This is a genomic window from Arthrobacter tecti, assembly GCF_054511355.1.
Window position 1 is genome coordinate 18,483 of the sequence record NZ_JBTNCT010000011.1, and the last position, 25,774, is coordinate 44,256.

The 25,774-nt window shown below is 63.1% G+C and carries 25 protein-coding genes; 14 read left to right on the forward strand and 11 right to left on the reverse strand.

Translation table 11 applies throughout. The features are described from left to right. Nucleotides 1-92 precede the first annotated feature (92 nt). The 13 genes from ACX80C_RS12590 to ACX80C_RS12650 all read left to right on the forward strand — a co-directional run bounded on the left by ACX80C_RS12590 (nt 93) and on the right by ACX80C_RS12650 (nt 15,555). Nucleotides 93-3,284 (forward strand): FtsX-like permease family protein, encoded by a 3,192-nt coding sequence (locus ACX80C_RS12590; RefSeq protein WP_459326820.1) that lies wholly within the window; start codon nt 93-95, stop codon nt 3,282-3,284. Beyond that, nucleotides 3,281-6,016: an ABC transporter permease gene (locus tag ACX80C_RS12595; RefSeq protein WP_459326821.1), complete on the forward strand. Its 2,736-nt coding sequence runs from the start codon at nt 3,281-3,283 to the stop codon at nt 6,014-6,016. The genes ACX80C_RS12590 and ACX80C_RS12595 overlap by 4 nt, the downstream gene beginning before the upstream one ends. An 11-nt stretch (nt 6,017-6,027) precedes the next feature. Further along, nucleotides 6,028-6,978, forward strand: a complete 951-nt coding sequence (locus ACX80C_RS12600; RefSeq protein ID WP_459326822.1) for an ABC transporter ATP-binding protein — start codon at nt 6,028-6,030, stop codon at nt 6,976-6,978. After that, the gene (locus ACX80C_RS12605) at nt 6,975-7,772 is read left to right on the forward strand and encodes an ABC transporter ATP-binding protein (protein WP_459326823.1); all 798 of its coding nucleotides are present in this window, start codon (nt 6,975-6,977) and stop codon (nt 7,770-7,772) included. The genes ACX80C_RS12600 and ACX80C_RS12605 overlap by 4 nt, the downstream gene beginning before the upstream one ends. A 165-nt stretch (nt 7,773-7,937) precedes the next feature. Continuing rightward, on the forward strand, nt 7,938-8,198 hold the full coding sequence (locus tag ACX80C_RS12610) for a Flp family type IVb pilin (RefSeq protein ID WP_459326824.1): 261 nt from the start codon (nt 7,938-7,940) through the stop codon (nt 8,196-8,198). Nucleotides 8,199-8,312: 114 nt separating this feature from the next. Next, nucleotides 8,313-8,717 carry a TadE/TadG family type IV pilus assembly protein gene (locus tag ACX80C_RS12615; RefSeq protein ID WP_459326909.1) on the forward strand — a complete coding sequence of 135 codons (405 nt, stop codon included), beginning with the start codon at nt 8,313-8,315 and terminating at the stop codon, nt 8,715-8,717. Further along, nucleotides 8,705-9,745, forward strand: a complete 1,041-nt coding sequence (locus ACX80C_RS12620; protein ID WP_459326825.1) for a pilus assembly protein TadG-related protein — start codon at nt 8,705-8,707, stop codon at nt 9,743-9,745. The genes ACX80C_RS12615 and ACX80C_RS12620 overlap by 13 nt, the downstream gene beginning before the upstream one ends. Continuing rightward, complete coding sequence (gene cpaB, locus ACX80C_RS12625; RefSeq protein WP_459326826.1) at nt 9,742-10,509, forward strand: Flp pilus assembly protein CpaB; 768 nt, start codon at nt 9,742-9,744, stop codon at nt 10,507-10,509. Before ACX80C_RS12620 ends, cpaB begins: the two co-directional genes overlap by 4 nt. Next, entirely contained in the window at nt 10,506-11,699 is a 1,194-nt protein-coding gene (locus ACX80C_RS12630) for an AAA family ATPase (RefSeq protein ID WP_459326827.1), read from the forward strand. The genes cpaB and ACX80C_RS12630 overlap by 4 nt, the downstream gene beginning before the upstream one ends. Continuing rightward, the gene (locus tag ACX80C_RS12635; protein ID WP_459326828.1) at nt 11,700-13,172 is read left to right on the forward strand and encodes a CpaF family protein; all 1,473 of its coding nucleotides are present in this window, start codon (nt 11,700-11,702) and stop codon (nt 13,170-13,172) included. It abuts the gene before it with no gap. Nucleotides 13,173-13,177: 5 nt separating this feature from the next. Continuing rightward, on the forward strand, nt 13,178-14,113 hold the full coding sequence (locus ACX80C_RS12640) for a type II secretion system F family protein (protein WP_459326829.1): 936 nt from the start codon (nt 13,178-13,180) through the stop codon (nt 14,111-14,113). An 18-nt stretch (nt 14,114-14,131) separates the two neighbouring features. Continuing rightward, nucleotides 14,132-15,007 (forward strand): type II secretion system F family protein, encoded by an 876-nt coding sequence (locus ACX80C_RS12645; protein ID WP_459326910.1) that lies wholly within the window; start codon nt 14,132-14,134, stop codon nt 15,005-15,007. 89 nt (nt 15,008-15,096) lie between these two features. Continuing rightward, entirely contained in the window at nt 15,097-15,555 is a 459-nt protein-coding gene (locus ACX80C_RS12650; protein WP_459326830.1) for an Hpt domain-containing protein, read from the forward strand. On the opposite strand, the gene ACX80C_RS12655 is transcribed toward ACX80C_RS12650, so the two are convergent. Then, complete coding sequence (locus ACX80C_RS12655) at nt 15,552-16,325, reverse strand: response regulator transcription factor (RefSeq protein ID WP_459326831.1); 774 nt, start codon at nt 16,323-16,325, stop codon at nt 15,552-15,554. The two genes, ACX80C_RS12650 and ACX80C_RS12655, sit on opposite strands and share 4 nt — an antisense overlap. 269 nt (nt 16,326-16,594) lie before the next feature. Here ACX80C_RS12655 and ACX80C_RS12660 point away from each other — a divergent pair, with 269 nt between their 5' ends. Then, nucleotides 16,595-18,235: a sensor histidine kinase gene (locus ACX80C_RS12660; protein ID WP_459326832.1), complete on the forward strand. Its 1,641-nt coding sequence runs from the start codon at nt 16,595-16,597 to the stop codon at nt 18,233-18,235. A gap of 59 nt (nt 18,236-18,294) precedes the next feature. Here ACX80C_RS12660 and ACX80C_RS12665 read toward each other — a convergent pair whose 3' ends face one another. From ACX80C_RS12665 to secY, 10 genes are all read right to left on the reverse strand, one after another. Further along, complete coding sequence (locus tag ACX80C_RS12665) at nt 18,295-19,221, reverse strand: tRNA pseudouridine synthase A (RefSeq protein WP_459326833.1); 927 nt, start codon at nt 19,219-19,221, stop codon at nt 18,295-18,297. A gap of 28 nt (nt 19,222-19,249) precedes the next feature. Continuing rightward, nucleotides 19,250-19,891, reverse strand: coding sequence for a 50S ribosomal protein L17 (gene rplQ / locus ACX80C_RS12670; protein ID WP_459326834.1), 642 nt, complete (start codon nt 19,889-19,891; stop codon nt 19,250-19,252). A 65-nt stretch (nt 19,892-19,956) separates the two neighbouring features. Continuing rightward, a complete protein-coding gene (locus ACX80C_RS12675) occupies nt 19,957-20,967 on the reverse strand; it encodes a DNA-directed RNA polymerase subunit alpha (RefSeq protein ID WP_026545639.1) in 1,011 nt (336 codons plus the stop codon). A gap of 144 nt (nt 20,968-21,111) precedes the next feature. After that, entirely contained in the window at nt 21,112-21,513 is a 402-nt protein-coding gene (gene rpsK, locus ACX80C_RS12680) for a 30S ribosomal protein S11 (RefSeq protein ID WP_026545640.1), read from the reverse strand. Nucleotides 21,514-21,561: 48 nt separating this feature from the next. Beyond that, entirely contained in the window at nt 21,562-21,939 is a 378-nt protein-coding gene (rpsM, locus tag ACX80C_RS12685) for a 30S ribosomal protein S13 (RefSeq protein WP_056544063.1), read from the reverse strand. 171 nt (nt 21,940-22,110) lie between these two features. Next, the gene (rpmJ, locus tag ACX80C_RS12690) at nt 22,111-22,224 is read right to left on the reverse strand and encodes a 50S ribosomal protein L36 (RefSeq protein ID WP_024475611.1); all 114 of its coding nucleotides are present in this window, start codon (nt 22,222-22,224) and stop codon (nt 22,111-22,113) included. Nucleotides 22,225-22,297: 73 nt separating this feature from the next. Next, nucleotides 22,298-22,519, reverse strand: a complete 222-nt coding sequence (gene infA / locus ACX80C_RS12695; RefSeq protein ID WP_019481515.1) for a translation initiation factor IF-1 — start codon at nt 22,517-22,519, stop codon at nt 22,298-22,300. A gap of 333 nt (nt 22,520-22,852) precedes the next feature. Next, nucleotides 22,853-23,677: a type I methionyl aminopeptidase gene (gene map / locus ACX80C_RS12700; RefSeq protein ID WP_459326835.1), complete on the reverse strand. Its 825-nt coding sequence runs from the start codon at nt 23,675-23,677 to the stop codon at nt 22,853-22,855. 3 nt (nt 23,678-23,680) lie between these two features. Then, nucleotides 23,681-24,253: an adenylate kinase gene (locus ACX80C_RS12705; RefSeq protein WP_459326836.1), complete on the reverse strand. Its 573-nt coding sequence runs from the start codon at nt 24,251-24,253 to the stop codon at nt 23,681-23,683. Further along, the gene (gene secY / locus ACX80C_RS12710; protein ID WP_459326837.1) at nt 24,250-25,563 is read right to left on the reverse strand and encodes a preprotein translocase subunit SecY; all 1,314 of its coding nucleotides are present in this window, start codon (nt 25,561-25,563) and stop codon (nt 24,250-24,252) included. Before secY ends, ACX80C_RS12705 begins: the two co-directional genes overlap by 4 nt. Between the last annotated feature and the right edge of the window lie 211 nt (nt 25,564-25,774).

Here is a 25,774-nt window from a genome sequence, read left to right on the forward strand (position 1 = left end):
AGGAGAACATTGATTGTGGCGCGGGTCATACGCTGGCCGGCGCCTGTAGTACCTGGCCAACAGCCACGGCATCCCGGGGGAGGGCGTTCTACGTGCTGGCACACCTTGCGTTCCGCCGTGCTGGTTCACGCCGTGGCCTGCTTACGCTGATTGCCCTGTCGCTTGCATTCATCACCGCCGTCCTCGGCGGCATCAGTGGTTACACACAGCTCGCCGCCACTGAGGCACTGCGGTCTCTCGCTTCCGCGTCAGGCACACAGGGCTACTTCCGGATCCACACCACCATCGCTGACAACGGCGAGGCCCAGAGCACCGCCGCCACAGCTATCTTCAGCGAACTGGGCCTCGATGACGGTCTGCGCATCACCCCGGCCCCATACTCTCCGCCGCGCGCCCTCGTCCCGTCCGGTGGCACTGCCACCAACCTGCCAGCGGAACTGACCTTCCTTCCCGTCGGTGCAAACCCGACGACGACGCCGGCAGAAGGCTCGCTCGACGCCTTCGCCCGTGGCGCGAACCAGTTGACGGTGTCCGGGCCCATACCGGCCGCAATGCAGGCAGCGACGGCGGAGTCCCTGGGGCTCGCAGTTGGTGACACAGTCGCGCTTGAGGGAACAGACGGCACCATACGCCTGGAACTGGTAGCAACCATCGAGCCAAGCGGCGCCGACGCAGCCCTGCTTGACCCCGTTCCAGTGCAGAGCGCCGAGAGCGAGCCGACCGCCGTCGTCGTACCTCCTGAAGCGATCCCGCTGCTGAACGGCCAGCCGAAAATCCAGTGGGTCTTCACCGTGAACGCTGAAACGGTTTCCGCTGCGGCGCTTTCCAGCCTTGCGGACGGGCTCCGCCAACTTCCGGAGCTCATGGGTGCCAACCCCACGATCAACGACGGCGGCGTCATTCCTTCAGGAGAACTCGCCGGCCTGCTGGGCGCCGCGGCTGATGCGACGCAGGCCGTTCGCGCGATCGTCCCGATTGCCTTCATCCTGTTGATTGCTTTGAGTGCGGTGACCGTTGTCCAGTTCGCTCGACTGCTCGCGGGAACCCGAACGATCGAGGACCGGTTGATCAGCGCACGCGGGTCAACGGCGGCGCAGCACGCCGCGGTAGCTGCATTCGAGATTGTTCCGCGAGCGGCAGGCGGTGCCCTTCTGGGCTGGGCCGTTGCGGTGCTGCTCGGACCGCTGCTCGCGGTCGGCGGTGAGACCGAATATCTGGAAGGTGTCGCGGAATTCGCGGCAGCCAGCTGGACCGTGCCGTTGCTGTGCGCGGTCGTGGCCTCCGCTGTGTTCATCGGGGTTGCCCTGCTGGACGCGGTGCGTGAGCCGGGTTCCGGTGCCGAGGCACGAAGAGGTGCCCAGGTTGCATCCTTCGGTATATTGGCGCTCCTCGCGGCGGCCACCGCCATCTCCGTATGGCAGTTCCTGCTGTACCGCTCGCCCCTGTCGGAAACCGCCAGCGGAGCGTTGGCCGTGAATCCCCTGGCCGCGCCCGCACCGGCGCTTCTGTTGCTCGCATGCACCGCTCTGGCGCTGCTCATCACTGGCTGGTCGGCGCGGCGCGTGGAGCACCGGGCCGCCGCGCGAACGGCCCTCGGTTTCCCGTTGGCGGCGCGGCAGGTTTCGCGCCGTATCGCTTCGTACATCATCCCGATCGCGCTGGTCACCGTCACGGTCGGAAGCGCCACCTTCACCGCCGCATACGCACAGACAACCAGCCAATCGCAGGAAGCCGCTGCCCAGCTCGGCAACGGATCGGATGTGCGGGTAACCCTGCCCGGTCCGCTGGTGGTCCGCACCCCCGAGGACATCCCGGATCCGGCCCCCTACGCCGCCATTGACTCGGTCTCCGCCGCCTCGCTGGCTTACCGCGGTGAAGCCCGCCTGGCCTCCGTGACGGTGCCACTCCTTGCAGTGGACGCAGCCAAACTCCCAGGGCTGCTGTCCGCGGGTGGCAGCACTGTCGACGCCGGGCAGCTCGCCAGTTCCCTGGCGTACGAGGCGCCGGTGCCGGAGCCCGCGCTGGTCCTACGGCCGTCGGCAACGCAGGTACGCATGCAGCTCACCTCTAATGCCATGTCGGGAGTGACCGACGGCGTCGCCAACCGCCGTGCCACGATAACCGCCTGGATCCGCACCGAGCAGGGATTCCTGGTTCCGTTGCCGGCCGGAACACTGACCCTTTCCGGACCGGGCGAGCGGGCGCATTCCCTCTCCTTCCCGCTCCCGGAGAATCTGGATCCCGTTGCCATCGCAGCGGTCGACATCGCCCTTGAACGGGCCGCCGTCTCCTCCTCCTTCGAACTGGAGATCACCACCATCGCCAGTGACGGCGGCGTGGGAACCGGGGAAACCCGCTTCACCGATGACTCCTCCATGGGGATGGTCAACAGTCTCTTCGGGGTTGCCCAGAACGGCATCGAACCATTGGAGGAAGGCATAGGCGTGCGCTTCCCCGAGGAAGGCTCCACTTTCGGCACAGCGCAGGTGCGTTTGATGCCCGACGCGCAGAACCAACCCCCGTTGTCCGTTGCGCTCACCAGCCAGCTCATATCCGAACTGGACCTCGCGGTTGGCGATCCGGTATCCCTGCGGCCGGGCGGAGTTGAGATCGCAGGTGTTGTGGGCGCCGTGTCCCCCGTTCTTCCGGGGACAACCGAGAGCGTTGCAGCCCTGACGGATCTGCAGGCCTACGGCCAGGCGTGGTTAGGCAGCTCATCCACGCAGCCGCGTCCGGGCGAGATCTGGCTTGCGTCCGCGGACCGCGCCTCCACATCGGCTGCGGCGGCATCCATCGCCGGTCCCGGCAGCACCGTCTCCAGCGCGGACAACAGCCTCATCGCACGATTCCTCAGCCCGGCGACAACCGCACTCTGGATCGGTGCCATCGGAACCCTGCTGATAGGCGGTGCGGCTTTGACCGCGAGCATTGTGACCCTGGTTCAGTCCCGGAGGTCCGAAGTCGCTGTTCTCCGGGCTCTCGGAATGCAGGCCCGGGACCAGGTGCGCGGGCGCCGTTGGGAAGTGCTCAGTGTCGGGGCGGCCGCCGTCGTACTTGGCCTGGTGGCCGGCCTTGGCGTTTCCGCGCTGACCGTCTCTCTTCTCGCCGAAGCAGTGGTGGTCAACGCTGCTGAGTCGCTGCGCGCACCCCTGTCGATCGCCGTCGTGCCCTTGCTCGGGGTGCTGGCTGCCCAGGTGCTCATCCTGCTCCTGTCGAGCTGGTTCTACGGCGAGCGCGTCCGAAGGCAGGCCCTGAGTCCCACGCAGGCGGTGGACGCGCTATGACACTGTTTGCCCTGTTGCGCCGGCAGTTCCGGCATTCGCGCTGGCCGTCTATCCTTCTCGCCTCGATCGTGCTGGTAGTTTCAGCGCTGCTTTGCGCATGGCCGCGCGCGGTGGACGCCATGTACACCGCGGACCTACGGCAATCCGTATCGAACCTTGCTGGTTCGCAGCAGGCGATACGGGCTTTCGGCTCGGCGATACCACCGTACGCGGACTTCGACCAGCCGATGGAACAGACCGACGACGACGGCCAGACCGCGCGGGCGCTCGAACGGATCCGCATGGATCTTGCGCAGCCTCTTGGCTCGGCGCTGGGCGAGGGTCGTTGGATGGCTAGGGGCATCGAATCACCGGTCAGCAGTCCGCTACCGGATCGCATCCGCGAGTTGGTGCTGAACTACGCCGTGGATGTGCAGGCACTGGAGCACATCGAAGTCATCGAGGGTACTTTGCCCGGACCGCCGCCCGAGCAAATCGGCGGCGACCCGATCGGGCTCCTGCTGTCGGAGGATTCAGCTGAGGCAGCCAAGTGGCCGGTGGGTGAGGAACGCAGCGTTCCGGTGCAGCTGTCCTCCGCCATCCGCGAATCGGAGAACATTCCCTCGGAGCAGCGGGTGGTTTTGAGCGGCATCTACAAGGCAATCGATCCGGGCGCGGGTTACTGGAGCCTGAACAATACGCTCCTCTCGGCGGCCGAGGAATACGACCCCGATACCGGAACGGCAGTCAACGCCACGGCCTTTATCTCGCCGGGCTCCTTTCTCATAGTGCCCGTGTTGACGGAACAGGAGCAGGCCTCGTACTGGTACCCGATGGCCACTGAAGCTCTGACCGCCCGCACGGCTCCGCAGGTGGAAGCGCAGTTGCGGGAATTCCTCGGTACACCGGTGTCCGTGCCGGCAATTTCCGTGCCGGGACCAACGGTGGTCTTTGGATCCGAAACGCCGGATGCGATTGCCGATGCTACCCAGCGCGCTGCGTCCACGAACCAGATCCTCGCGTTGCTCGCTTCCGGCCCCCTTGGCGTATGCCTCGCGACAGCGGCGCTGGCTGTCCGGCTCCTGATAGAACGACGGCGGCAAGCCCTTGCGCTGGTCTCTGCCCGGGGCGCGAGCGAGTGGCAGGTGCGCGGTTCCCTTGCACTCGACGGACTGATCCTCGCGGTACCCGCCGCGGTGTTGGGCGCGCTCGCGGCGATCCTGTTGGTACCCGTGCCCTTCGCGGTCGGCCATGTGGGCTGGGCGGTAGCGGCAGCTTTCGTTCCCGCCGCCCTGATGGCTCTTCAACACCGGCGCGGAGACGATGCACGCGATGACCTCGCCCCGTTCACACGCAACCGGTGGCGTCTGAGTGCGGAGGGCGCCGTCGTCGTGCTCGCCGTGATCGCGACCACGCTGCTGTTCCAGCGGGGTATCGCGCAGGGAACCCTTGAGTATGGCGAGGTTGATGCGCTGCTCTCTGCCACTCCCCTGCTCATTGCGCTGGCCGTGTGCGTTCTTGTGCTCCGGCTGTACCCGGTCCCGTTGGCCTGGTTCGCAAGGGCACGACGCCGCCAGCCGGGACTGATCGGCTTCCTCGGCGCAACCCGCGCAGTGCGGTCCCCGGGCGCCGGACTGGTGCCGGTGCTGGCGCTGATCGTGGGACTGGCCGTCGTACTGTTCTCCGGAGTCCTGCTCTCAACCTTCCGGGCGGGGGTAGGTGATGCGGCGCAGGCCGACGTCGGCGCTGACCTCCGCATCCAGGGGCCACCGTTCACGTCCGAGGAGCTTGCAGCCATCGGAGAGATCGACGGCGTAACCTCCGTTGCCCCGGTGACTGACCTCAGCCGCCTCCGCGCCCAAGTCCGCGGGGAAACAAAGGACGTGAACCTGGTGACGGCGGACCTGTCGGCAATGCGTGGAGTGCAGGAGGGGCTGGCGGGCGCCTTCCCGCCGTCGCTGCTGGCGGCGTTGGAGGAACCGACTTCGGAGGGCGTGCTCCCGGTTGTAGTCTCGCCGGTCCTGGAGCTTGAGCCCGGCACCGCCGTCGAGCTTAGGTATCGCGGAACAACCGTTGACCTTGAGGTTGTTGGTGTTGGTCCGCTGAATACGGTGTTCAGCCCGGCGGCGGAGTGGATGCTGGTGGGGCAGGATGCAATCGGCTCTGTTGAGGAACGGACGTTCCAGCCGTCGATCGTCCTCACGGACCTGGACAACAATGCTGATCCGCAGGCCGTGATGGAAGCTGTTCGGGACATAACGGGTCCACAAATTCTGCTGCAGACGCCGGACCAGAATATTGAGCGGACACTCGGATCAGCCTCTGGGCTCGGTCTGCAATTGGGGTTATGGGCGGTCATCGTTTCCATGGTGCTGCTCTGTTCCCTGACGATTGTGATGACGTCGGTGGTGAACACGCCGGCCCGGAACCGCTTGATCTCGCTGCTGCGTACGCTTGGCTTCCCGCCGCGCCGCGACGGTGCATTGATGTTGTGGGAGTTGGGGCCAATCGCGGCGGCCGCGATTCTCGCTGGAACCGCACTGGGCCTGGTTCTGCCGCTCATCATTCTGGACAGTATTGACCTTTCTGCCTTCACCGGCGGCGAGGATGAGCCGGCGCTGGCCATCAATCCTCTGCTTGTGGTGGCCTTGGTGACTGGTTTCATGGTGGTGGTGCTTGCCTCGCTTGCCGCGGCTGTGGCGGCGGGACGACGGCAACGGTTGGCGGCGGTGCTTCGAATGACAGACAGTTAGGGCGTTCACACATGGCAACAGAAACGCAGCCGCACATCCTCTGCGAGGACGTGGTGCGGATTTTCAAGGGTGAAGGGATCGAGGTCCAGGCCCTTCAAGGGCTGAACCTGCGCGTGATGCCCGGCGAGATGACCGCCGTCGTCGGCGCTTCCGGTTCAGGGAAGTCCACACTGCTGACCATTCTTTCCGGTTTGGACAGACCGACGGCGGGACGTGCGCAGGTGGCCGGGGTGGACCTGCTTGGGCTCAGCCGAAAGGAACAGGCGCGGTACCAGCGCCAGACGGTGGGATTTGTCTGGCAACAGACGCCGCGCAACCTACTCCCCTATCTCACCGCCGCCGAGAACGTCGCTCTGCCCATGGCGATCAGCCGGCGCAAGGAGCAGGAGACGCGCGTCAATGAGCTCCTTGAACTTGCCGGAGTGGGGCATTGCAGGGATCGCAGGCCGCATGAGATGTCCGGTGGGGAACAGCAGAGGGTGGCACTCGCCGTCGCGCTTTCCAACTCGCCGGCAGTGATCCTGGCGGATGAGCCCACTGGCGAGCTCGACGAACACACGTCCGCCGATGTGCTCGGAGCGATGCGCACGGTGAATGAGGAGCTCGGAACCACCACACTGATCGTGACGCATGACCCGACGGTGTCCGAGCATGTGAAACGCACCGTCCAGATTCGGGACGGCCGGTGTTCCACCGAGACCCTTCGCCGGACCGGCCTGAATAACGACGGCGACGAGCACCTGATTGCCGAGGAGTTCGCCGTGATAGACCGCGTGGGCCGTTTGCAGCTTCCGCAGGACTTCATGCAGACCCTGGATATGAAGGACCGGGTTCGGTTGGGGTTGGAGCCCGACCACGTGCGGGTCACCCCGGCTTCGTCCGATGCTTCGCCTGGTAGTTCGTCGGATAATTCGACGGATGCTTCGTCAAAAGCTTCGTCCGATGCTGAGGAGACACAATGAGCGCCGATTCTGCTCCCGCAATGCGGGCCATCGGTATATACCGGACTTTCGGCTTGGGCGAGAGCGCAGTGCATGCGTGCCAGGACGCCAGCTTGTCCGTGCAGACGGGTGAGCTGTTGGTGGTGAAGGGGCCGTCTGGTTCCGGAAAGACAACGCTGCTGAACTGTATTGGCGGGCTGGACGAGCCGGATAGCGGCAGTGTCTTCATCGGGGATCGCGAGCTGACTGCGATGCGCGAGTCGGATCGGGTGGAACTGCGCCAGACCCAGCTGGGATTCGTGTTCCAGTCCTTCGGGTTGATTCCGATTCTCTCGGCCGCGGAGAACGTGGAAGTTCCGATGAGGCTGGTCGGGATGCCACCTGCGGAGCGCCAGGCACGGGTCGATGAGCTGCTGGAGCTGGTGGGCCTGGCCGACCATCACCACCAGCGTCCGGCTGAGCTCTCGGGCGGTCAGCAGCAGCGCGTCGGTCTTGCCCGTGCGTTGGCGAACCGACCTAAGCTGCTCATCGCCGACGAGCCTACGGGACAACTGGACAGCGTCACGGCCGGCACCATGATGGACCTCATTAGCGATCTGGTGCACAGCCATGGTGTTGCGGCTATCGTCTCCACCCACGATCCGCTGCTCATGCAGCGTGCCGATCGCGTTCTTGAACTTCACGACGGGCGGATTCTAAGCGGCCAGGGCACTGCTTCGGCTGGTGCCTCCTCCGTCGAGCCACGCAACGAAGCCTCGTCAGAGATGATCGAAGTGCCTCGCTCGTACTCCGGGCGGCACCGACGCAACCCTTAGCGGATACACAGGGAATACTCAGGATTGACACCTAAGTACGCGGCAGCTGCAGGGTTCACTCAGCTTTAGTTCAAGCTTGGAGCTTTCGAGGTTTTTCGTTGCTAGTTTCTTTGCCATGAGCTGGCGAAGGGCCAGCCACCCTCTTCCTCGTACAGGAGAAACCCAATGCTCACCTCGTTCTTCTCTGACGCCAAAAACATCATCAAGTCCCGCACCAACCGCGACGAGACCGGCGCCACGGCCGTCGAGTACGGCATCATGGTCGCGCTCATCGCCGTTGTGGTCATCACCGCTGTAGCGCTCATCGGCGGAAACCTCACGTCGACATTCAATAACGTTGCGTGCAGTGTCAAGGGCGGAACCATGGGTGCGTCGAGCACGGACGCTACCTCCGGCGTTGTCACGCCCGGAGCCTGCTCTAAGTAGCACCAATCGGAGCGGACGAGACTCGGCCGCATAGATCATATTCTCACGTTGAGGGTGGAGTCTCGTACCTCCACCCTCAACGCACATCGGCTTGGAGGTGAGTGCGTGGGAACGATCCGTCGTGACGTCGAGCGGGGCGCCGTCGCAGTCGAAATGGCACTCCTTCTTCCTGTTCTACTTATCCTCCTGCTCGGCATTATGGAATTCGGCCGCGCGTTCAATACCCAGATCACGCTGACCAATGCTGCCCGCGATGCTGTCCGGGTTATGGCAATCGGAAATCCACAGACCGCTGCTGACACAGCTGAAGTGAAAACCAAGGCAAAGACCGCCGCAGTCACCTCAGGGGCGCTCCTCGCCCCAGAACTGCTGCCAGGCGATGTCAATGTCGGATCGTGTACGGACAGCCCGTCGGGTCCGCGGGTCACGGTCACGATTACGTACGAACTCACCACCCTTACCGGCATCGCCGGACCATTCACGATGACAGGCAAGGGAGTCATGCGATGCGGCGGCTAACACCGAAGGACGAAGAGCGGGGCGCGGTCAGCGTCCTCGCTGCCTTCCTGATGGTTGTTCTCCTCGCATTCGCTGCCTTGGCCGTGGACATCGGCCTTCTCTACGCAGAGAAAGCGCAACTTCAGAACGGGGCGGACGCCGCAGCGTTGAGCATCGCACAGGCTTGCGCTGACGATGAACTGGCTACGTCGTGCTCCAATAAATCTTCACTCGCCAAGGGGTTTGCGGATCTGAACGCACTGGACGACCGAAGCGCGGTCAAACTTCCGATCGCCCTAGACCTCGGGGAGCAAGCGGTAACGGTCGAAACCCGATCATCGGAAGCGGGACGAACAGACAATCGCGTTTCACTGTTCTTCGCGCGGGTGCTAGGTATCACCGATGCTGAAGTCACGGCGCGGGCCAGCGCCGCGTGGGGAAGCCCTGTTTCAGGCCCAGCACCGTTTCCCGTGGTCTTCTCAAAGTGCGAAGTTCAAGAAATCGACTCGCTGCAACTGGTGCAGTTTTATGGCAACAATTCAAAGGATCAGCCGCCGCCTGGATGCGCAGGCGGTCCGCCTGGCGGTTTCGGGCATCTCGACACTGTGCCCGGAAAGTGCGAAGCCTTCGTAGACATCAGCGAGGCGGCCAGCGGTAGTGACCCCGGCAACGGGACGATCAGCGATCCATGTCAAACGCTCCTCAAGGAGTGGGCTGCCTCGATTGAGTCGGGCGTCTATCCGCTCGGTTTGTTTCCCATCTACAAGACCGTTTCGTTCGGCGGCAACAATGCAACCTACGGTCTCAGCGGCTTCGCAGCGTTCGAGATTTACGGCTGGAAACTCAGACAAGGCAACAGCAATAAGTATCCCGAGTCATTCCGTGAAGACCATTACGACGGATTCGAATGTTCCAAGGACTGCATCGGCATCATCGGAAAGTTCGTCGAGCACGTCTCGCTCGAGGATGCTTACACCCTCGGTTCAGGATCAGCAGACTACGGAACAGACATCGTCAAACTCACTCTCGAAGAAGAAGAGACCCCATGAAGTCCCGCCTCATTGCAGGAATCGCAGCCGTAGTGCTCGCACTGGTCGGCGCGATGATGGTTTACACCTACGCCAACGGAGCTGAAGCCCGCGCCGTCGAAGATCTTGACCCGATCAGCGTCCTCGTGGTTCAGCAGCCGGTCCCGGCCGGGACCCCCGTCTCCGAGCTCGGCACGGCAGTCGCAGCGACCGAGCTGCCGGCAACCGCCGTCGCCGACACCGCGCTAAAGGACCTCAATAGCTCCGAAGGCAAGGTAACCGCCGTCGACCTAGTGGTTGGTGAACAGCTCGTCACCGAGCGCCTGGTAGATCCCAGCGAGGTAACGAACCCGGGAACTGTCGAGGTGCCGGAAGGTCTTCAGGAGGTTTCCTTTCAGGTTGAGCCACAGAGAGTTGCGGGCGGCCGGGTACAGGCAGGCGACTACGTGGGCATCTTCGTATCGATGACAGCCGGCGGTGTCGAGGAGGACCTCGAGGCCGAATCGACTCAATTGGTTCTCCAGCGCATACTCGTCACCGGAGTCCAACGTGCGTCGGAGGCGGCTCCTCAACTTGACCCAAACGCAACCGAGGAAGAACGGGCGGCTGCCGAAGCAGAAGCACTTCCCTCCGGCTCCCTCATGCTGACCGTTGCAGTCAATGCCGATCAGGCCACACGTCTTGTGTTCGCGAACGAGTTCGAAGCGATCTACCTAAGCAAGATGAGCGCCGAGACCCCCGACGCTCCCCCATTCATCGTCCACGACAAGGAGCTGTACCGATGAGTCGCTTCCTTCTCATCACCGCGGACAACGCGTTCGAGCAGACAGTCCGGCTCGCCGCGGCCGGTGCACTCCCCGGCGACGTTCTCTCCGTCAAGCCGGAGCTCCTGCAACAGCCCGAAGACCTCCTGGACCTGCTCGCCGTCCAACGTCCCGAAGTCCTCATCCTGGGACCGGGCATGGCGCCGGAAGGCGCGCTGAGGCTCGCCACCGTCGTCGACGTCCGATTCCCCAACGTCAGCATGGTGCTCATCTCGGATGAGAATCCCGAGTTCGTGCTGCAGGCCATGCGAGCCGGCATACGCGACGTCCTCCAGCCCGCAGCGGACATCCCGGCCGTGCGCATGCTGCTCGAACGCGCCTGCCACGCATTCGCCAGCCGCCACCGCACCGAGAATCCGCAGCAGGCAGCGAAGCAGGAACATGGCCTGGTAATCGGTGTCTTCTCACCCAAGGGCGGCGTGGGCAAGACCACCGTTGCCACGAACGTCGCCGTCGGACTCGGGAAACTCGCGCCGATGGGCGTTGTCCTCCTTGATCTCGACCTGCAGTTTGGTGACGTCGCTTCCAACCTGTACCTGAACCCGGAGTACTCGGTCCTCGACGCCGTCTCCGGATCCGCTGCCCAGGACACCATGGTGCTCAAGGCGTTCCTCACCCCGCACCCGTCCGGCATCTACGCCCTCTGTGCACCCAAGAATCCCGCTGAAGCCGACAACATCTCCGCCGCCCAACTCGCCGTCCTCCTGAAGCAGCTCACCGCAGAGTTCCCGTACGTAGTCGTGGATACCGGCCCGGGCCTCACCGAGCACAGCCTCGCCGCACTCGAACAGTGCACGGACGCCATCTGGGTCACCGGCATGGACGTACCCAGCGTCCGTGGACTCCGTACGGGCCTGGATGTTCTCGGCTCCCTCAACCTCTTCCCCGAATCGCGCCACGTGGTCCTGAACTTCGCCGATTCCAAAACCGGGCTCTCGGTCCAGGACATCGAAGCGACCCTCGGCGCGCCCGTGGACGTCTCCATTCCCCGCTCCCGCGGCCTCTCACTCGCAACCAACAGGGGCGTTCCACTCCTCCAGGACGAAGTCCGCGACCCCGCAACCAAGAATCTGCGCGGCCTGGTCGAGCGCTTCGACCCACAATGGCGCGCACGCACCCAACGCAAGCTCCACCGCCGGGTAGTGATCTAGGTGAAACTCTCCGAACGCCTCCAGAATGCCGGCGCTACAGCCGAAACACCGGGGACGACGACGGCGACAGCCGAGCGCCTGCCCACCCCACCCCTGCCTCTTCCCACCGAAACACCGGCTTTCACCGGCGCCACTGTGGCCGGCGTCGCGCCGTCGTCGTCATCGCCCGAAGCGCCGACCAGCGCGCGCATCGACGCTTTCGCCGGTCTGAAGCAGCGCGCCGCCGAAGCTCTTTATGAGCGCATGGGCACCAGGTTCAGCGACTCCTCCCTGCGCGAGGAAGACCTCCGGGCCACCGCCCGTGAGGAACTGAGCCAGGTGATCGACGCCGAGCAGGTTCCGCTCAGCCCGGATGAGCGCCGCCGGCTTATCCAGGACGTGGCTGACGACGTCCTCGGTTACGGCCCGCTCCAGCGCATGCTCGACGACGAAGCGATCACCGAAATCATGGTCAACCGGATGGACCAGATTTACGTTGAGAAAGACGGGAAGCTGGTCCTTACCGGCTCGCGGTTCAGCTCGGAAGAGCATCTGCGCAGGGTCATCGAACGCATCGTGTCCAAGGTGGGACGCCGTATCGATGAATCGTCACCCTTCGTCGATGCGCGCCTTGAGGACGGTTCCCGTGTGAATGCCGTCATTCCGCCACTCGCCGTGAATGGCTCCTCGCTGACCATCCGTAAGTTCAGCAAGACCCCACTCACGGTGCAGAAGCTCATCAGCTACGGCACACTGACCCCGGAGATGGCCGAGCTCCTCGACGCGTGCGTCAAGGCCAAGCTAAACATCATCGTCTCCGGCGGCACCGGCACCGGAAAGACCACCCTGCTGAACGTGCTCTCCTCGTTCCTCCCGAACTCGGACCGCATCGTGACCATCGAGGACGCCGTTGAACTCCAGATCCAGCAGCAGCACGTCGTAAGGCTGGAAAGCCGTCCGCCGAACACCGAAGGCAAAGGTCAGGTCACCATCCGCGACCTGGTGCGAAACTCCCTGCGTATGCGCCCGGACCGCATTGTGATCGGCGAGGTCCGCGGCGGTGAGTCATTGGACATGCTGCAAGCGATGAACACGGGCCACGACGGTTCGCTGTCCACCGTCCACGCCAACTCTCCGCGCGACGCCGTAGCCCGCCTTGAAACCCTTGTACTCATGGCCGGGATGGACCTGCCGCTACGCGCCATCCGGGAGCAGCTCGCCTCAGCGGTCAACCTGATCGTCCAGATTGCCCGTCTGCGCGACGGCACACGACGCATCACCCACGTCACCGAGGTGCAGGGTATGGAGGGCGAGGTCGTTACACTCCAGGACGCGTTTGTCTTCGACTACTCGGCCGGCGTCGATTCCTCCGGACGCTTCCTCGGCAAGCCCATTCCGACCGGCATCCGCCCCCGCTTCATCGAACGTTTCGAGGACATGGGAATCACCGTCTCACCCGGGGTGTTCGGCGCTGCGCTGACCGGCCGGCGGTGATCCCGATGACCCTCCTGTTCGTGGGCGGAACGCTCTTCTGCATCGCCGCCGTCGTGCTGTTAATCGTTGCCCTGCGGCCGCGGCAATCGGCTGTCCCGCTGGACCGCCGCCGCCCGCCTGAGGAGGAATCGACCTCCCAGCTGACCCGCTTCGCAGGCTCAGCCGTGCGGGCGATGGAACGCTACCTGCGCCGCCACCCGAAACGGCTGTATCGCCAGGAAGTGCTGGACACTGCCGGCGTGCGGTTGAGCCAGGCCGATGCCTTCCTCCTGGTCATCAGCGGCGGACTCGCGGGCCTCCTCCTCGGCTGGGCTATTGCTGGTCCCCTTCTGGGAATCCTTCTGCTTGTCCTGTCTCCGTTCGTTGCGCATCTTGTCCTCGTGATGCGGACCGGACGGCGGCGCGCGAAGTTCGATACCCAGCTCGGAGACACCCTGCAGTTGCTCACCGGTGGCCTCCGCGCCGGCCACAGCATCCTGCGGGCCATCGACGCCGCTGCAACCGAGGCGGACGTACCGACGTCGGAGGAAATGCGCCGCGTGGTTACCGAGACCAGCCTCGGCAAGGATCTGCTGGTTTCCCTGCTCGATGCCTCCCGGCGCATGGAAAGTGATGACTTCGCGTGGATAGCGCAGGCGATCCAGATCAACCGCGAGGTGGGCGGTGACCTCGCGGAAGTCCTGGATCATGTTGCGGAAACCATCCGCGAGCGCAGTGAAATCAAAGGACAGATCCGCGCCCTGAGTGCGGAGGGCAAATTCTCCGCCTACATCCTGGTTGCCCTGCCCTTCGGAATCGGCGCGATGCTGATGATCGTCAGTCCCGGCTATGTCACTCCGCTGTTCACTGAGCCGCTGGGCTGGATCATGATCGGGGCGTCGGCCATCATGATGACCATCGGCGGCCTTTGGCTCCGCAAAATCATCGACCTAAAGTTCTAGGAGGGCGGCGTGAACCTGATGCTCGTGATGTCACTACTGCTCATTTCGGCGCCGCTGGCCTTCCTCGGCTGGACGCTGTTCAGCCCCGGTACCAAGTCGAACAAGACGGTGCAGGCAAACCTGCAACTGGGAGTGACCGGCACCGAACCGGCCAAAGGAACTTCCTCTAACGTCCTGACGAACATCGGGCGGGCGCTCACGCCGTCGGGCTATGTCCGGAAGCTCGACCATCTCCTGGCCCTCGCCGGCCGGCCGGCGTCCATGCCGCTGGGCCGGGTCCTCGCCGCGAAACCAGCCCTCTGTTTGGTCGCGGCGGCACTCGGCGTCCTGATGGCGACCGCCGCGCAGAAGCCCGTCATTACTATGCTCGCGTTGTTCCTCACCGTTCTCGGATACTTCATCCCGGACCTCCTCCTCTACAGCAAGGGCCAGGAACGACAGAAGGCCATGCAACTTGAGCTCGCGAACACGCTTGACCAGATGCTCATCTCGGTTGAAGCCGGCCTGGGTTTCGAAAGCGCCATGCAACGCGCCGGCGAAACCGGCAAGGGGCCCCTCGCGCAGGAACTGGTACGCACGCTTCAGGACATGCAGGTTGGCCGCAGCCGACGGGAGTCCTATCTGGCCCTCGGCGAGCGCACCAGCATTCCGGAGTTGCGCAGCTTCGTAAAAGCCGTTGTGCAGGCTGATGCCTACGGCATCGCGCTGAGCGGCGTCCTTCGCACGCAGGCGAAGGTGATGCGCGTAAAGCGGCGGCAGCGCGCGGAGGAGAAAGCGATGAAGCTGCCGGTCACGGTGCTTTTCCCGTTGCTCTTCTTCATCTTCCCGGTGCTTTTCATCATCATCCTCGGGCCTGCCGTCATCAACGCGATCGCCACGTTCAGTGGATCCTGAATCGTACACAGGCCGAAGAATTCCGCAGTGTTTGCAAAGTATCAGTCAATTCCCGCTTTTCTCCAACCTCGAGAAAGTATCGTTTGCCCATGGCTCTCTCCCGCCCCAGTGCTGACGACGACGCAGAGTCCCTGCGCGCCGTTGGAGCCGAGCCGCGAAGCGTGCTGGGCGGGAGCCACCGCGTTGACCGGGCGCCTTTGGTGGACCCCGATGTCCTCCACGAACTGGAGGATCAGCTCGACAGCCGCGCCGCGGCTCATGCCTTCGTACGGGATTATGTCAGCGTGTGGGATGAGCGGGATCTCCGGCTTTCAACGGCAATCAACCGTCGCAACCAGGCGGCGTCACTCGATGCGGTGCTCAGCCTGAAGATCACCTCCACCATGGTGGGAGCCACACAGTTGGTCGAACTGGCCAACGGACTCGAGAGCCTTCTCCGCGACGGGAAACTGGACGAGGCAGAAGCTGCGTTCCCGCGGGTTCACCGCTGCGGCCTGCGAACCATGCGCGAACTCACCGTCCTGCACCTCGGGCAGAATCCGGCTTAGTCCGGCCGTTTCGGAACAAGCCGGTAACCTACGCCGCGGACCGTCATCAGCCATCGCGGGCTGCGCGGGTCCTCCCCCAGCTTCCGCCGAAGGTTCCCGATGTGAACTTCGATGGCCCGCTCATCGGCTTCGCTGATATACGCATCCGTCCGGTAGTACTGCCCACGCACAACCCGCACCAGGTCCCCCTTGGTGCGGACGGCACCGGCACTTCTCAACAGTTCATGCAGCAGGTCGAACTCGCTACGGGTCAGCACCAATTCCTCGCCGCGAACCGTCACCGTGCGTGTTTCCTTGTCAAGCGCTAATCCGTTGTGACGCAGCAAGGAATCCGGACGTGCGGGTTCCGCAGGCGCCACGGCGGCTGGCGCCGTCGTCGTCGTTTCGCTTGTCAGTCCACCTCGAGGGCGACGCAACATCGCCGCGACGCGTGCGCGAAGCTCACGGGGGCGGAAGGGTTTGGTGACGAAGTCATCGGCTCCGGACTGCAGGGCCGTAAGCGTGTCGAGTTCCTCGTTGTGCGCGGTCAGCATGATCACGTAGCAATCGCTAATACCGCGGATCCTGCGCAGGACCTCATAGCCGTCAATGTCCGGAAGGCCCACGTCAAGGGTCACCAGGGTGGGGTTGTGTTCGTTCACCGCTTCCACACCGCTCCGGCCCTCGGCGGCCGAGTGAACCTCGAATCCGGACTGCGTGAGCACAGTGCTCACAAGGTTACGCACGTCGAGATCGTCCTCGACCACCACTGCCACACCTGGGTCTCGCACTCTTCCTCCTTGGCCCCGACCGAACTGCGCGTTCCGCAGCTCATCACTAAAGGATGAAACACCGAGGCCATCAACTGCGACCACCCCGGCGTGCTTTCCACAGCATACCCACACCAACACGGATTCGTTCCTGGTCACAAAAGAGTTTCATTCTGATCGACATTGGTTTCCCCGGTGCACCAATAGAGGCGGAGGGACATAATGAACGGTATGTCGTGGTCTCGGAGGCATTACCTTAGCGGTCTACGCGCCCGTGCAAAGTTGGCGCCATGAGTGAACGGGTGCTGTTCGTCGCAGCCAAGCGCTCCTACTCCAAGCTCAGCCTCCGGGCCCGCGTGGGGTTGTGCGAGTTGCCGCTCGCCACTCTTGTTGTTGCGGCCGGGATCGCCGCGCTTGTCGCCTGGCCAACCCTGGCCGACAACCCTGCGTTCATTGCGGGCGTCCTGATGCACGTCGTGTTGCTTGCCGTCAGCTTCCTCGCGCCGTGGGAAAGACTGCCCGAGGGCTCCTACATCGTCATCCCGCTGCTGGACTTCGTGGCAATCGGCCTGACCAATGCCGGAGCAAACGAACGGCTACCCGGGATAGCGCTGCTTGCCGTCTTCCCGGTTATCTGGATTTCGGCATCCGGGGTACTGCCGTTCCTCGGGCTCATTGCTTGCTTTGCTGGCCCGGTTCTCATACTCGGATTTTCGGCGTTACTGGGATCGGGCCGTCCGGTGTTCACCGCGTTCCTGTTCGGCGCAATGATGGTATCGATCTCCGTTTCAATCCGGTTTGCCAGCCTGAACACGGCCCATAGCCGCAGCAAGCTCAAGGCCACGGAAGCGGAAGTGGACCACCTTCGCGATGTGAACACAGAACGCGAGCGGCTCCTCGAAACCATCCTCGACACGATCGACGTCGGCCTGGTGGCCCTCGATTCAGGGGGCAGGCGCACACTGACCAACCGGCAGCAGCGGTCCTATGACCTGCTGGTCGAGACAGGCGACGACGACGGCGGCCACCTCTACGGCGCGGACAAGTCCACACCGCTCAGTGCTAACCGCCAACCGGTCCAGCGCGCGGCTGCAGGTGAAACGTTCTCCAACTACCTGGTGTGGCTTGGTCCGAAGGACTCTCAGCGCGCAGTCACCACTGCGGCTACCGCCATGAAGGACTCCGGCGGGCGCTTCGCCGGATCGGTGATTGTCTCCAACGACGTCACCAATATGGTCGAGGCACTGAGCGCGAAGGAGGACTTCGTCTCCAACGTCTCACACGAGTTGTGGACACCGCTGACCTCCATCCTCGGCCACCTCGACCTCGTCCTGGATGACGGGCAGGACCTGCCGCCTGGCGTGGCGGACCAGCTCTCGGTAGCCCGCCGGAACGCTGAGCGGCTTTATGCGCTGGTGTCCGACCTGCTCGCTGCAGCCTCCGGCGCAGCAAGCGTCCACCTACGCCCCACGGACCTGACCGGGATCGTGGAGCACAGCATCGAGTCCGCCTGGCCGCAGGCCTCCCACACCGGCGTCACACTCACGGCCGACGTACCGGAGATCCTCTGGACCACGTCCGACCCGCTGCGGATCCGCCAGGTCCTGGACAACCTGATTTCCAATGCAATCAAGTACTCGCCCGACGGCGGCACCGTAACCGTGCGTGCGCGTCGACAGTCTGACGCGGCCCTGCTGGAGGTACAGGACACCGGGATCGGCATGTCACCCAGTGAGACTTCCCTGATATTCGGCAAGTTTTTCCGCACGGCGGCCGCCCGGGAATCCTCCATCCCCGGCGTCGGCCTGGGCCTGTCCATCACCAAGGCGATCGTTAACAGTCACGGCGGGACCATCCACTGCACAAGCGTTCCGGGCTCTGGAACCACGTTCACCGTGACACTGCCCTTGCATCGATCCCAGGAGAACTGACCGGCGAACCTGAGGCTATGCTGCCGAAACGTAGTGGATGGCATCGAACCGTAGCGGGCCTAGCCGTTCTCGCGCCTGGCCCGGGTCAGTTCGGCACGTTCCGCCATAGCCGCATCATCCGGATACCGCACCTCTTCGAGGACAAGTGGATGGGCTGGGGCCAGCACGGACCTGGGATCCTTGCGGCGGGCATGCAGCCGTTCCCCTAACCACTCGGGCGCTTCTTCCCCGCTGCCCACCCGCAACGCCGAGCCGATCAGCGCACGAACCATGTTGTGGCAGAACGCATCAGCCTGCACCGTTGCAATCAGGATGCCGTCCGCATCCCGCTCGAAATCGAAGCGCTGCAGCTCACGGATGGTAGTAGCCCCAGCCCGCGGCTTACAGAAGGCGCGAAAATCCTGTAAGCCAAGCATCGCCGTCGCACCCTCATTCAGGAGCCGCTCGTCGAGGTCCTCGGAGTGCCACAGCACCATCGCACGGTTTAGCGGGTCCTGGAGCTCAGAGCGGTCCGCGATCCGATAGCTGTAGCGGCGCCACAGCGCGGAGAACCGCGCGTCGAAACCCGGCGGTGCGAGGCTCACATCCCGCACGACGACGGCGGAAGCCGCGTTCCCCGCATACGCCGTGCGAGCTGCGGCGCTCTCGGGAAGATGGCGGTTGATGGTTGCCTGCAGGCGACGCTTGAGCGCAAGCGCAGGGTCAATGGTGCGTCCGCGATTCAGTCCTGACCATTCCTGGCGGGTGATGTCGATGTGTGTGACCTGCCCGCGAGCGTGGACCCCGGCGTCGGTGCGGCCCGCTACCGTTGAACGAACGGGCCGACGGAACAACATCTCAAGCCCGGCCTGGACTGTTCCCTGGACTGTGGGCAGCCCCGGCTGAACTGCCCACCCGGAGAAGGGCCCGCCGTCGTAGGCGAGATCAACGCGGATACGCAGATACCCGCCATCCACGGGTGGGATGGCGGGTATCTGTACGTTCATCAACCGGTACTGAAGAAGGGTCTGGCGACTACTTCTTCTCGTCAGCTTCCGGGACGGAGCCCTCTTCGACGACGACAACCTCTTCGGCGTTGTCGGACTCTGCGTTCACGGTGGTGTCCTCAGCGGCAACCTCTTCAGCGGATGCTGCGGAGGGCGCTGAGTCAGCCGAGTCCGGCGAATCCGGCGAATCTGCTGAGTCCGGTGAATCTGCAGACTCTGCAGAAGCCACCGGGGCAGCAGCGGCAGCGTCACGAGCGGCGGCGTTACCGGCAGCGCGCTCGGCTTCGCCGACTACAGCCTGCTTCGGTGAAACAGTTTCCAGCACCAGCTCAATGACGGCCATCGGGGCATTGTCGCCCTTGCGGTTGCCGATCTTGGTGATGCGGGTGTAGCCGCCATTGCGGGTTGCTACAGCGGGAGCGATGTCCGTGAACAGCTCGTGAACGACGCCCTTGTTGCTGATGACAGCAAGAACACGACGGCGCGAGGCCAGGTCACCGCGCTTGGCGAAGGTGATCAGGCGCTCGGCGTACGGACGAAGCCGCTTGGCCTTGGTCACCGTGGTGGTGATGCGCTTGTGCTCGAACAGCGAGGCGGCCAGGTTGGCAAGCATCAGGCGCTCGTGCGCCGGACCGCCACCGAGGCGTGGGCCCTTTGTGGGTGTGGGCATGATGTGTTATCTCCTCATGAGTGTGCCCGAGGCCGCATCCAACGCGGCACCAGGTTTTCTGACGTTTAGAGTTCGTCGTCGCCGTAGGCGGCGTCGTCCTCTTCGATCGCGGCTGCGCGGGCAGCAAGGTCGAATCCTGGAGGGGAATCCTTCAGGGACAGACCCAGCTCAACGAGCTTCGCCTTGACCTCATCGATGGACTTCGCACCGAAGTTACGGATGTCCATCAGGTCTGCCTCTGAGCGGGCTACGAGTTCACCCACGGTGTGGATGCCCTCACGCTTGAGGCAGTTGTAGGAACGAACGGTGAGTTCTAGATCCTCGATCGGAAGCGCCATGTCGGCAGCAAGGGCGGCGTCGCTCGGCGACGGACCGATCTCGATGCCTTCAGCAGCCGTGTTCAGCTCGCGGGCCAGGCCGAAGAGCTCAACCAGGGTGGTGCCCGCCGAAGCAACGGCATCGCGGGGGGCGATCGCGTCCTTGGTCTCGACGTCGACAATCAAGCGGTCGAAGTCGGTGCGCTGCTCAACACGAGTGGCTTCCACGCGGAACGTGACCTTCAGGACCGGCGAGTAGATCGAGTCAACGGGGATGCGTCCGATCTCGGAGTCACCGGACTTGTTCTGGGAGGCAGAAACGTACCCGCGGCCACGCTCGATGGTCAGTTCGAGTTCGAACTTCCCCTTCGAGTTCAGGGTGGCGATGTGCAGGTCCGGGTTGTGGAACTCCACACCGGCAGGCGGGGCAATGTCAGCTGCCGTGACGACGCCGGGTCCCTGCTTGCGCAGGTAGGCAACCACGGGCTCGTCATGCTCGGAGGAAACCGCGAGGTTCTTGATGTTCAGGATGATCTCGGTGACATCTTCCTTCACACCGGGAACAGTGGTGAATTCATGCAGGACGCCGTCAATCCGGATGCTGGTGACAGCAGCGCCGGGAATGGATGACAGCAGCGTGCGACGCAGCGAGTTGCCGAGGGTGTAGCCGAAACCGGGCTCCAGCGGTTCGATGACGAACCGCGAGCGGTTGTCAGCGACTACTTCTTCAGTCAGGGTGGGGCGCTGTGCAATGAGCACTTACATTTCCTTTCAGGGAGCATCCGCTATATGACGCAACACAAATGGTGGAAAGGGACAGCTAGCGAGCTGCGCTCAGTAGCTAACGACAGTCGGCTCCAGGCTGCCACCCGTGAGGGGAACAACCTGGAGCCGCGAAGCCTATTAGACGCGGCGACGCTTCGGGGGGCGGCAACCGTTGTGGGCGCTCGGAGTCACGTCCTGAATGGAGCCGACCTCGAGGCCTGCGGCCTGAAGTGAACGGATCGCAGTCTCGCGTCCGGAGCCCGGGCCCTTCACAAATACATCGACCTTGCGCACGCCGTGCTCCTGTGCCCGCTTCGCAGCGGCTTCCGCAGCAGTCTGCGCGGCATACGGGGTTGACTTGCGTGAGCCCTTGAATCCGACCTCTCCGGCGGATGCCCAGGAGATTACTGCTCCGCTGGGGTCCGTGATGGAGACGATGGTGTTGTTGAAGGTGCTCTTGATATGCGCCTGTCCAAAGGCGATATTCTTCTTGTCCTTGCGACGCGGCTTACGAACCGCTCCACGAGTCTTGGGGGGCATTACTTCTCCTACGAAGGTTTAGTTGAGGGGGCTAAGACTGCCGCTGGATCAGCGGCCGGCCTTCTTCTTGCCTGCGACGGTGCGCTTCGGTCCCTTGCGGGTGCGCGCATTGGTCTTGGTGCGCTGTCCACGCACGGGAAGGCCGCGGCGGTGCCGGATGCCTTCGTAGCTGCCGATCTCCACCTTGCGGCGGATATCTGCGGCCACTTCACGGCGGAGATCACCCTCGACCTTGTAGTTGCCTTCGATGTAGTCGCGGAGCTGAACAAGCTCAGCGTCGCTGAGATCCTTGACGCGCGTTTCCGGGTTGATACCCGTTTCAGCAAGCGTCTGGTCTGCACGGGTCTTGCCCACGCCGTAGATATAGGTAAGCGCAATGACTACCCGCTTTTCGCGGGGAATGTCTACGCCTGCGAGACGTGCCATAGTGGCGGTTCTCCTTTGGATTACCGGAGGTCTGATGCAGGGCGTTCCGGAAAGCTCCGGTCCCCGGCCTCCGTGCCGGGGGTGTGGGTTCAAACTGGACTATGTCCCGTGCTGAACCTTGCCCTGCTTTATCTAAGTGTTGCTACGCGTGGGTGACCCTCAAAGGAGGATTCAGCCCTGGCGCTGCTTGTGGCGCGGGTTTTCGCAGATTACGAGTACGTTGCCCTTGCGGCGAACCACCTGGCACTTGTCGCAAATCCGCTTCACGCTCGGCTGGACCTTCATGGTTTTCCTTTGCGTTCTTGCAGTTTGTGCTTTGTCTTAGTGCCGGTTTGACACCAAGACCTGAAACAAACGTCTACTTGTAGCGGTAGACGATACGACCCCTGGTGAGGTCGTAAGGACTAAGCTCCACTACCACCCGGTCCTCGGGGAGGATTCGGATGTAGTGCTGACGCATCTTTCCCGAGATGTGGGCGAGGACAATGTGTCCGTTGGCCAGCTCAACGCGGAACATCGCGTTGGGCAGAGCCTCGTTCACAGTGCCTTCAATCTCAATGACACCGTCTTTCTTGGCCATATCCTCCGCTAACTTCGGTGTCCACGGCTCGCGCAGTGGACGGCTTTGGGGTTTTGATTGTCGGATCCGCAGACACCTGACTCGCGACGCTTCGGTGAACGCAGCAGATTCAACTGGAACACCGCAGACACCTGACTCGCGACGCTTCGGTGAACGCAGCAGATTCAACTGGAACATTCAGTCCGAAGTGATGGCACGCAAAAGGGCGCAGAAGCAGAGACAACCAACAGACAACTTTACGCTACCTGACGCGCAAAGTTAAATCGTCCGGTCCCCGACTGCTCGCGGCCCCGTCCGCCAACTGGATAAGACGAGCGTCGAGTGATCAGACGGTCAATCGAGAGGCGCGACGTCGACGCCCAGCTCAGCCAGCCGCGCAGCGCCGCCGTCTGCTGCGCTCAGAACCCAGATCCCGCCGTCGTGCACAGCGACTGTGTGCTCCCACTGGGAGGCACGCTTGCCGTCTACCGTGACAACTGTCCAATCATCGCCCAGCACAGCGGTTTCCAGGCGACCTTGAACAAGCATCGGCTCGATCGCGAGACAAAGGCCGGTTTTGATTCTGGGGCCACGGTGACTGGTGCGGTAATTCAGGACATCCGGCGACTGGTGCATCTGCGTACCGATGCCATGTCCCACGTAGTCCTGCAGGATCCCAAGTGGCGGGCCCTCCACCGCGGAGACGTAATCATCGACGGCGCACCCGATATCACCGACGTACTTACCGGTGGCCAATGCGGCAATTCCACGCCACATCGCATTCTCGGTCACAGTGGACAGCCGCTGGTCTTCAGGACGCGGCGTACCCACAATGACAGTGCGGGCTGAGTCCGAGTGCCAGCCGCGGACCACAGCGCCACCGTCGATCGAGATGATGTCACCGTCCTGGAGCACATAGTCTCCTGGAATCCCGTGCACAACCTCATGATTCACGGAAGCGCAGATACTGTTTGGGAATCCGTGGTAGCCGAGGAAGTTCGAGGTGGCTCCGGCTTCCGCCAGAACCCCGGCGAACACTGTATCCAGTTCGCGGGTAGACACACCTACCCGTGCCGCTGCAACTGTTTGGTCCAATGTACTGGAGAGAATCAGGCCTGCTTCCCGCATGGTCCGAATCTGTTCGGTGGTCTTGTACTCAACCCGCTGCTGACGGAACATCGGCTACTGCGTCACCTTCAGCGCGGACATGACGCGCTCGGTCACTTCATCGATAGCACCGATGCCGTCCACGCGCGTCACGATGCCGCGTGCCTCGTACTGGGAGACGACCACCTCGGTTTGCTCGTGGTAGAGGTCCAGCCGGTGCCGGATGACAACCTCGTTATCATCCGTGCGTCCGTCCAGGCGTGCACGGCCAAGGAGGCGGCGAACCAGTTCCTCGTCATCCGCCGTGAGCTGCAGTACGACATCCAGAGTCAAGTCATTCTCCTGCAGGATGTCATCCAGCTCGGTTACCTGGGCAGCCGTTCGGGGGTAGCCGTCGAGCAGGAAGCCGTCCTGAACGTCGTCTTCGGTGAGGCGGGCGCGGACCATGCTGTTGGTGACACTGTCCGGAACGAAGTCACCGGCGTCCATGTACTTCTTGGCTTCAACGCCCAGTGGTGTTTCGTTCTTGACGTTCTCGCGGAAGATGTCACCAGTGGAGATAGCAACCACGCCGAGGCGTTCCGAGATACGGGAGGCCTGCGTGCCCTTGCCAGAGCCAGGGGGTCCGATAATGAGCATCCGTGTCATCGCAATAGCCCTTCGTAATGGCGCTGCTGAAGCTGCGCATCGATCTGCTTCACCGTCTCAAGACCTACGCCCACCATGATGAGGATGGAGGTACCGCCGAACGGGAAGTTCTGGTTCGCGTTGATGGCGACCAGAGCGATCAGCGGAATGAGCGCCACAAAACCAAGATAGAGCGCGCCCGGCAAAGTGATGCGGGAGAGCACATACTGCAGATACTCGGCGGTTGGCCGGCCCGCGCGGATGCCCGGGATGAAACCGCCGTACTTCTTCATGTTCTCGGAGACTTCCTCCGGGTTGAAGGTGATCGCCACGTAGAAGTACGTGAAGAACACGATCATGCCGAAATAGAGAGCCATGTACAGCGGGTGGTCGCCGGTTGTCAGGTACGTGGTGATCCAATTGACCCACTCAGGAGGCGGAGTTTCTCCGTCCGTCGGTGTGTTGAACTGGGCGATGAGCGAGGGCAGATACAACATCGACGAAGCGAAGATCACCGGAATGACGCCAGCCATGTTCACCTTAATCGGAATGTAGGTGCTGCTGCCGCCCAGTGTCCTGCGGCCGACCATGCGCTTTGCATACTGGACCGGGATACGCCGTTGCGACTGCTCCACGAAGATCACAAGCATGACCACAAGGATGCCGATAGCCAGCACTCCAAGGAACACGTTCCAGCCCTGGGTGCGAAGAATCTCACCCAAGGACGTCGGGAAGCCCGCGGCGATAGCCGTGAAGATGAGCAGGGACATGCCGTTACCGACCCCCCTCTCGGTGATCAGCTCGCCCATCCACATGATGAGGCCGGTACCTGCGGTCAGCGTGATGATCAACAGGATGATCGTCATGAGGCTGTCATCCGGAATGATCGGCACAGGGCAATTGCCAAGCAGCGCTCCCGAACGCGCAAGCGACACCAGCGTCGTAGCGTTCAGAAGGCCGAGGGCGATCGTAAGGTACCGGGTGTACTGGGTCAGCTTCGCCTGGCCCTGCGCGCCCTCCTGGTGAAGTTCCTGGAAGCGGGGAATGACCACGCGCAGCAACTGCGTGATAATGCTGGCCGTGATATACGGCATGATCCCGAGGGCGAAAACTGAAACCTGCAGCAGGGCGCCGCCGCTGAAGAGGTTGACGAACTGGTAGAGGCCGCCCTCTGTATTGCCGAGCGACAAGCACTGTTGAACATTGCCGTAATCGACACCAGGTGCTGGGATAAAGGCCCCCAGGCGGAAGATGGTGATGATCCCCAGCGTGAACAACAGCTTGCGCCGCAAGTCTGGCGTCCGGAAAGCCCGGCCAATAGCGCTAAGCAAGCGTCCTCCTGATTGAGTCATAGTGGCCCTTCACGGGCAATTCACACCAACCGAGTCTAACGGTTGGAACCAGGCACAAAAGAACCTGGGGCCTTGATAAGCCGGTTAAACGAAACAAACTCTTGGTGGACCGGAGATCCCGGCCCACCAAGAGTCTAGTTGCTTCATGAGCTAGATCACAGTCGGCTTCCCCCACCGCAGCGCAGTTGCC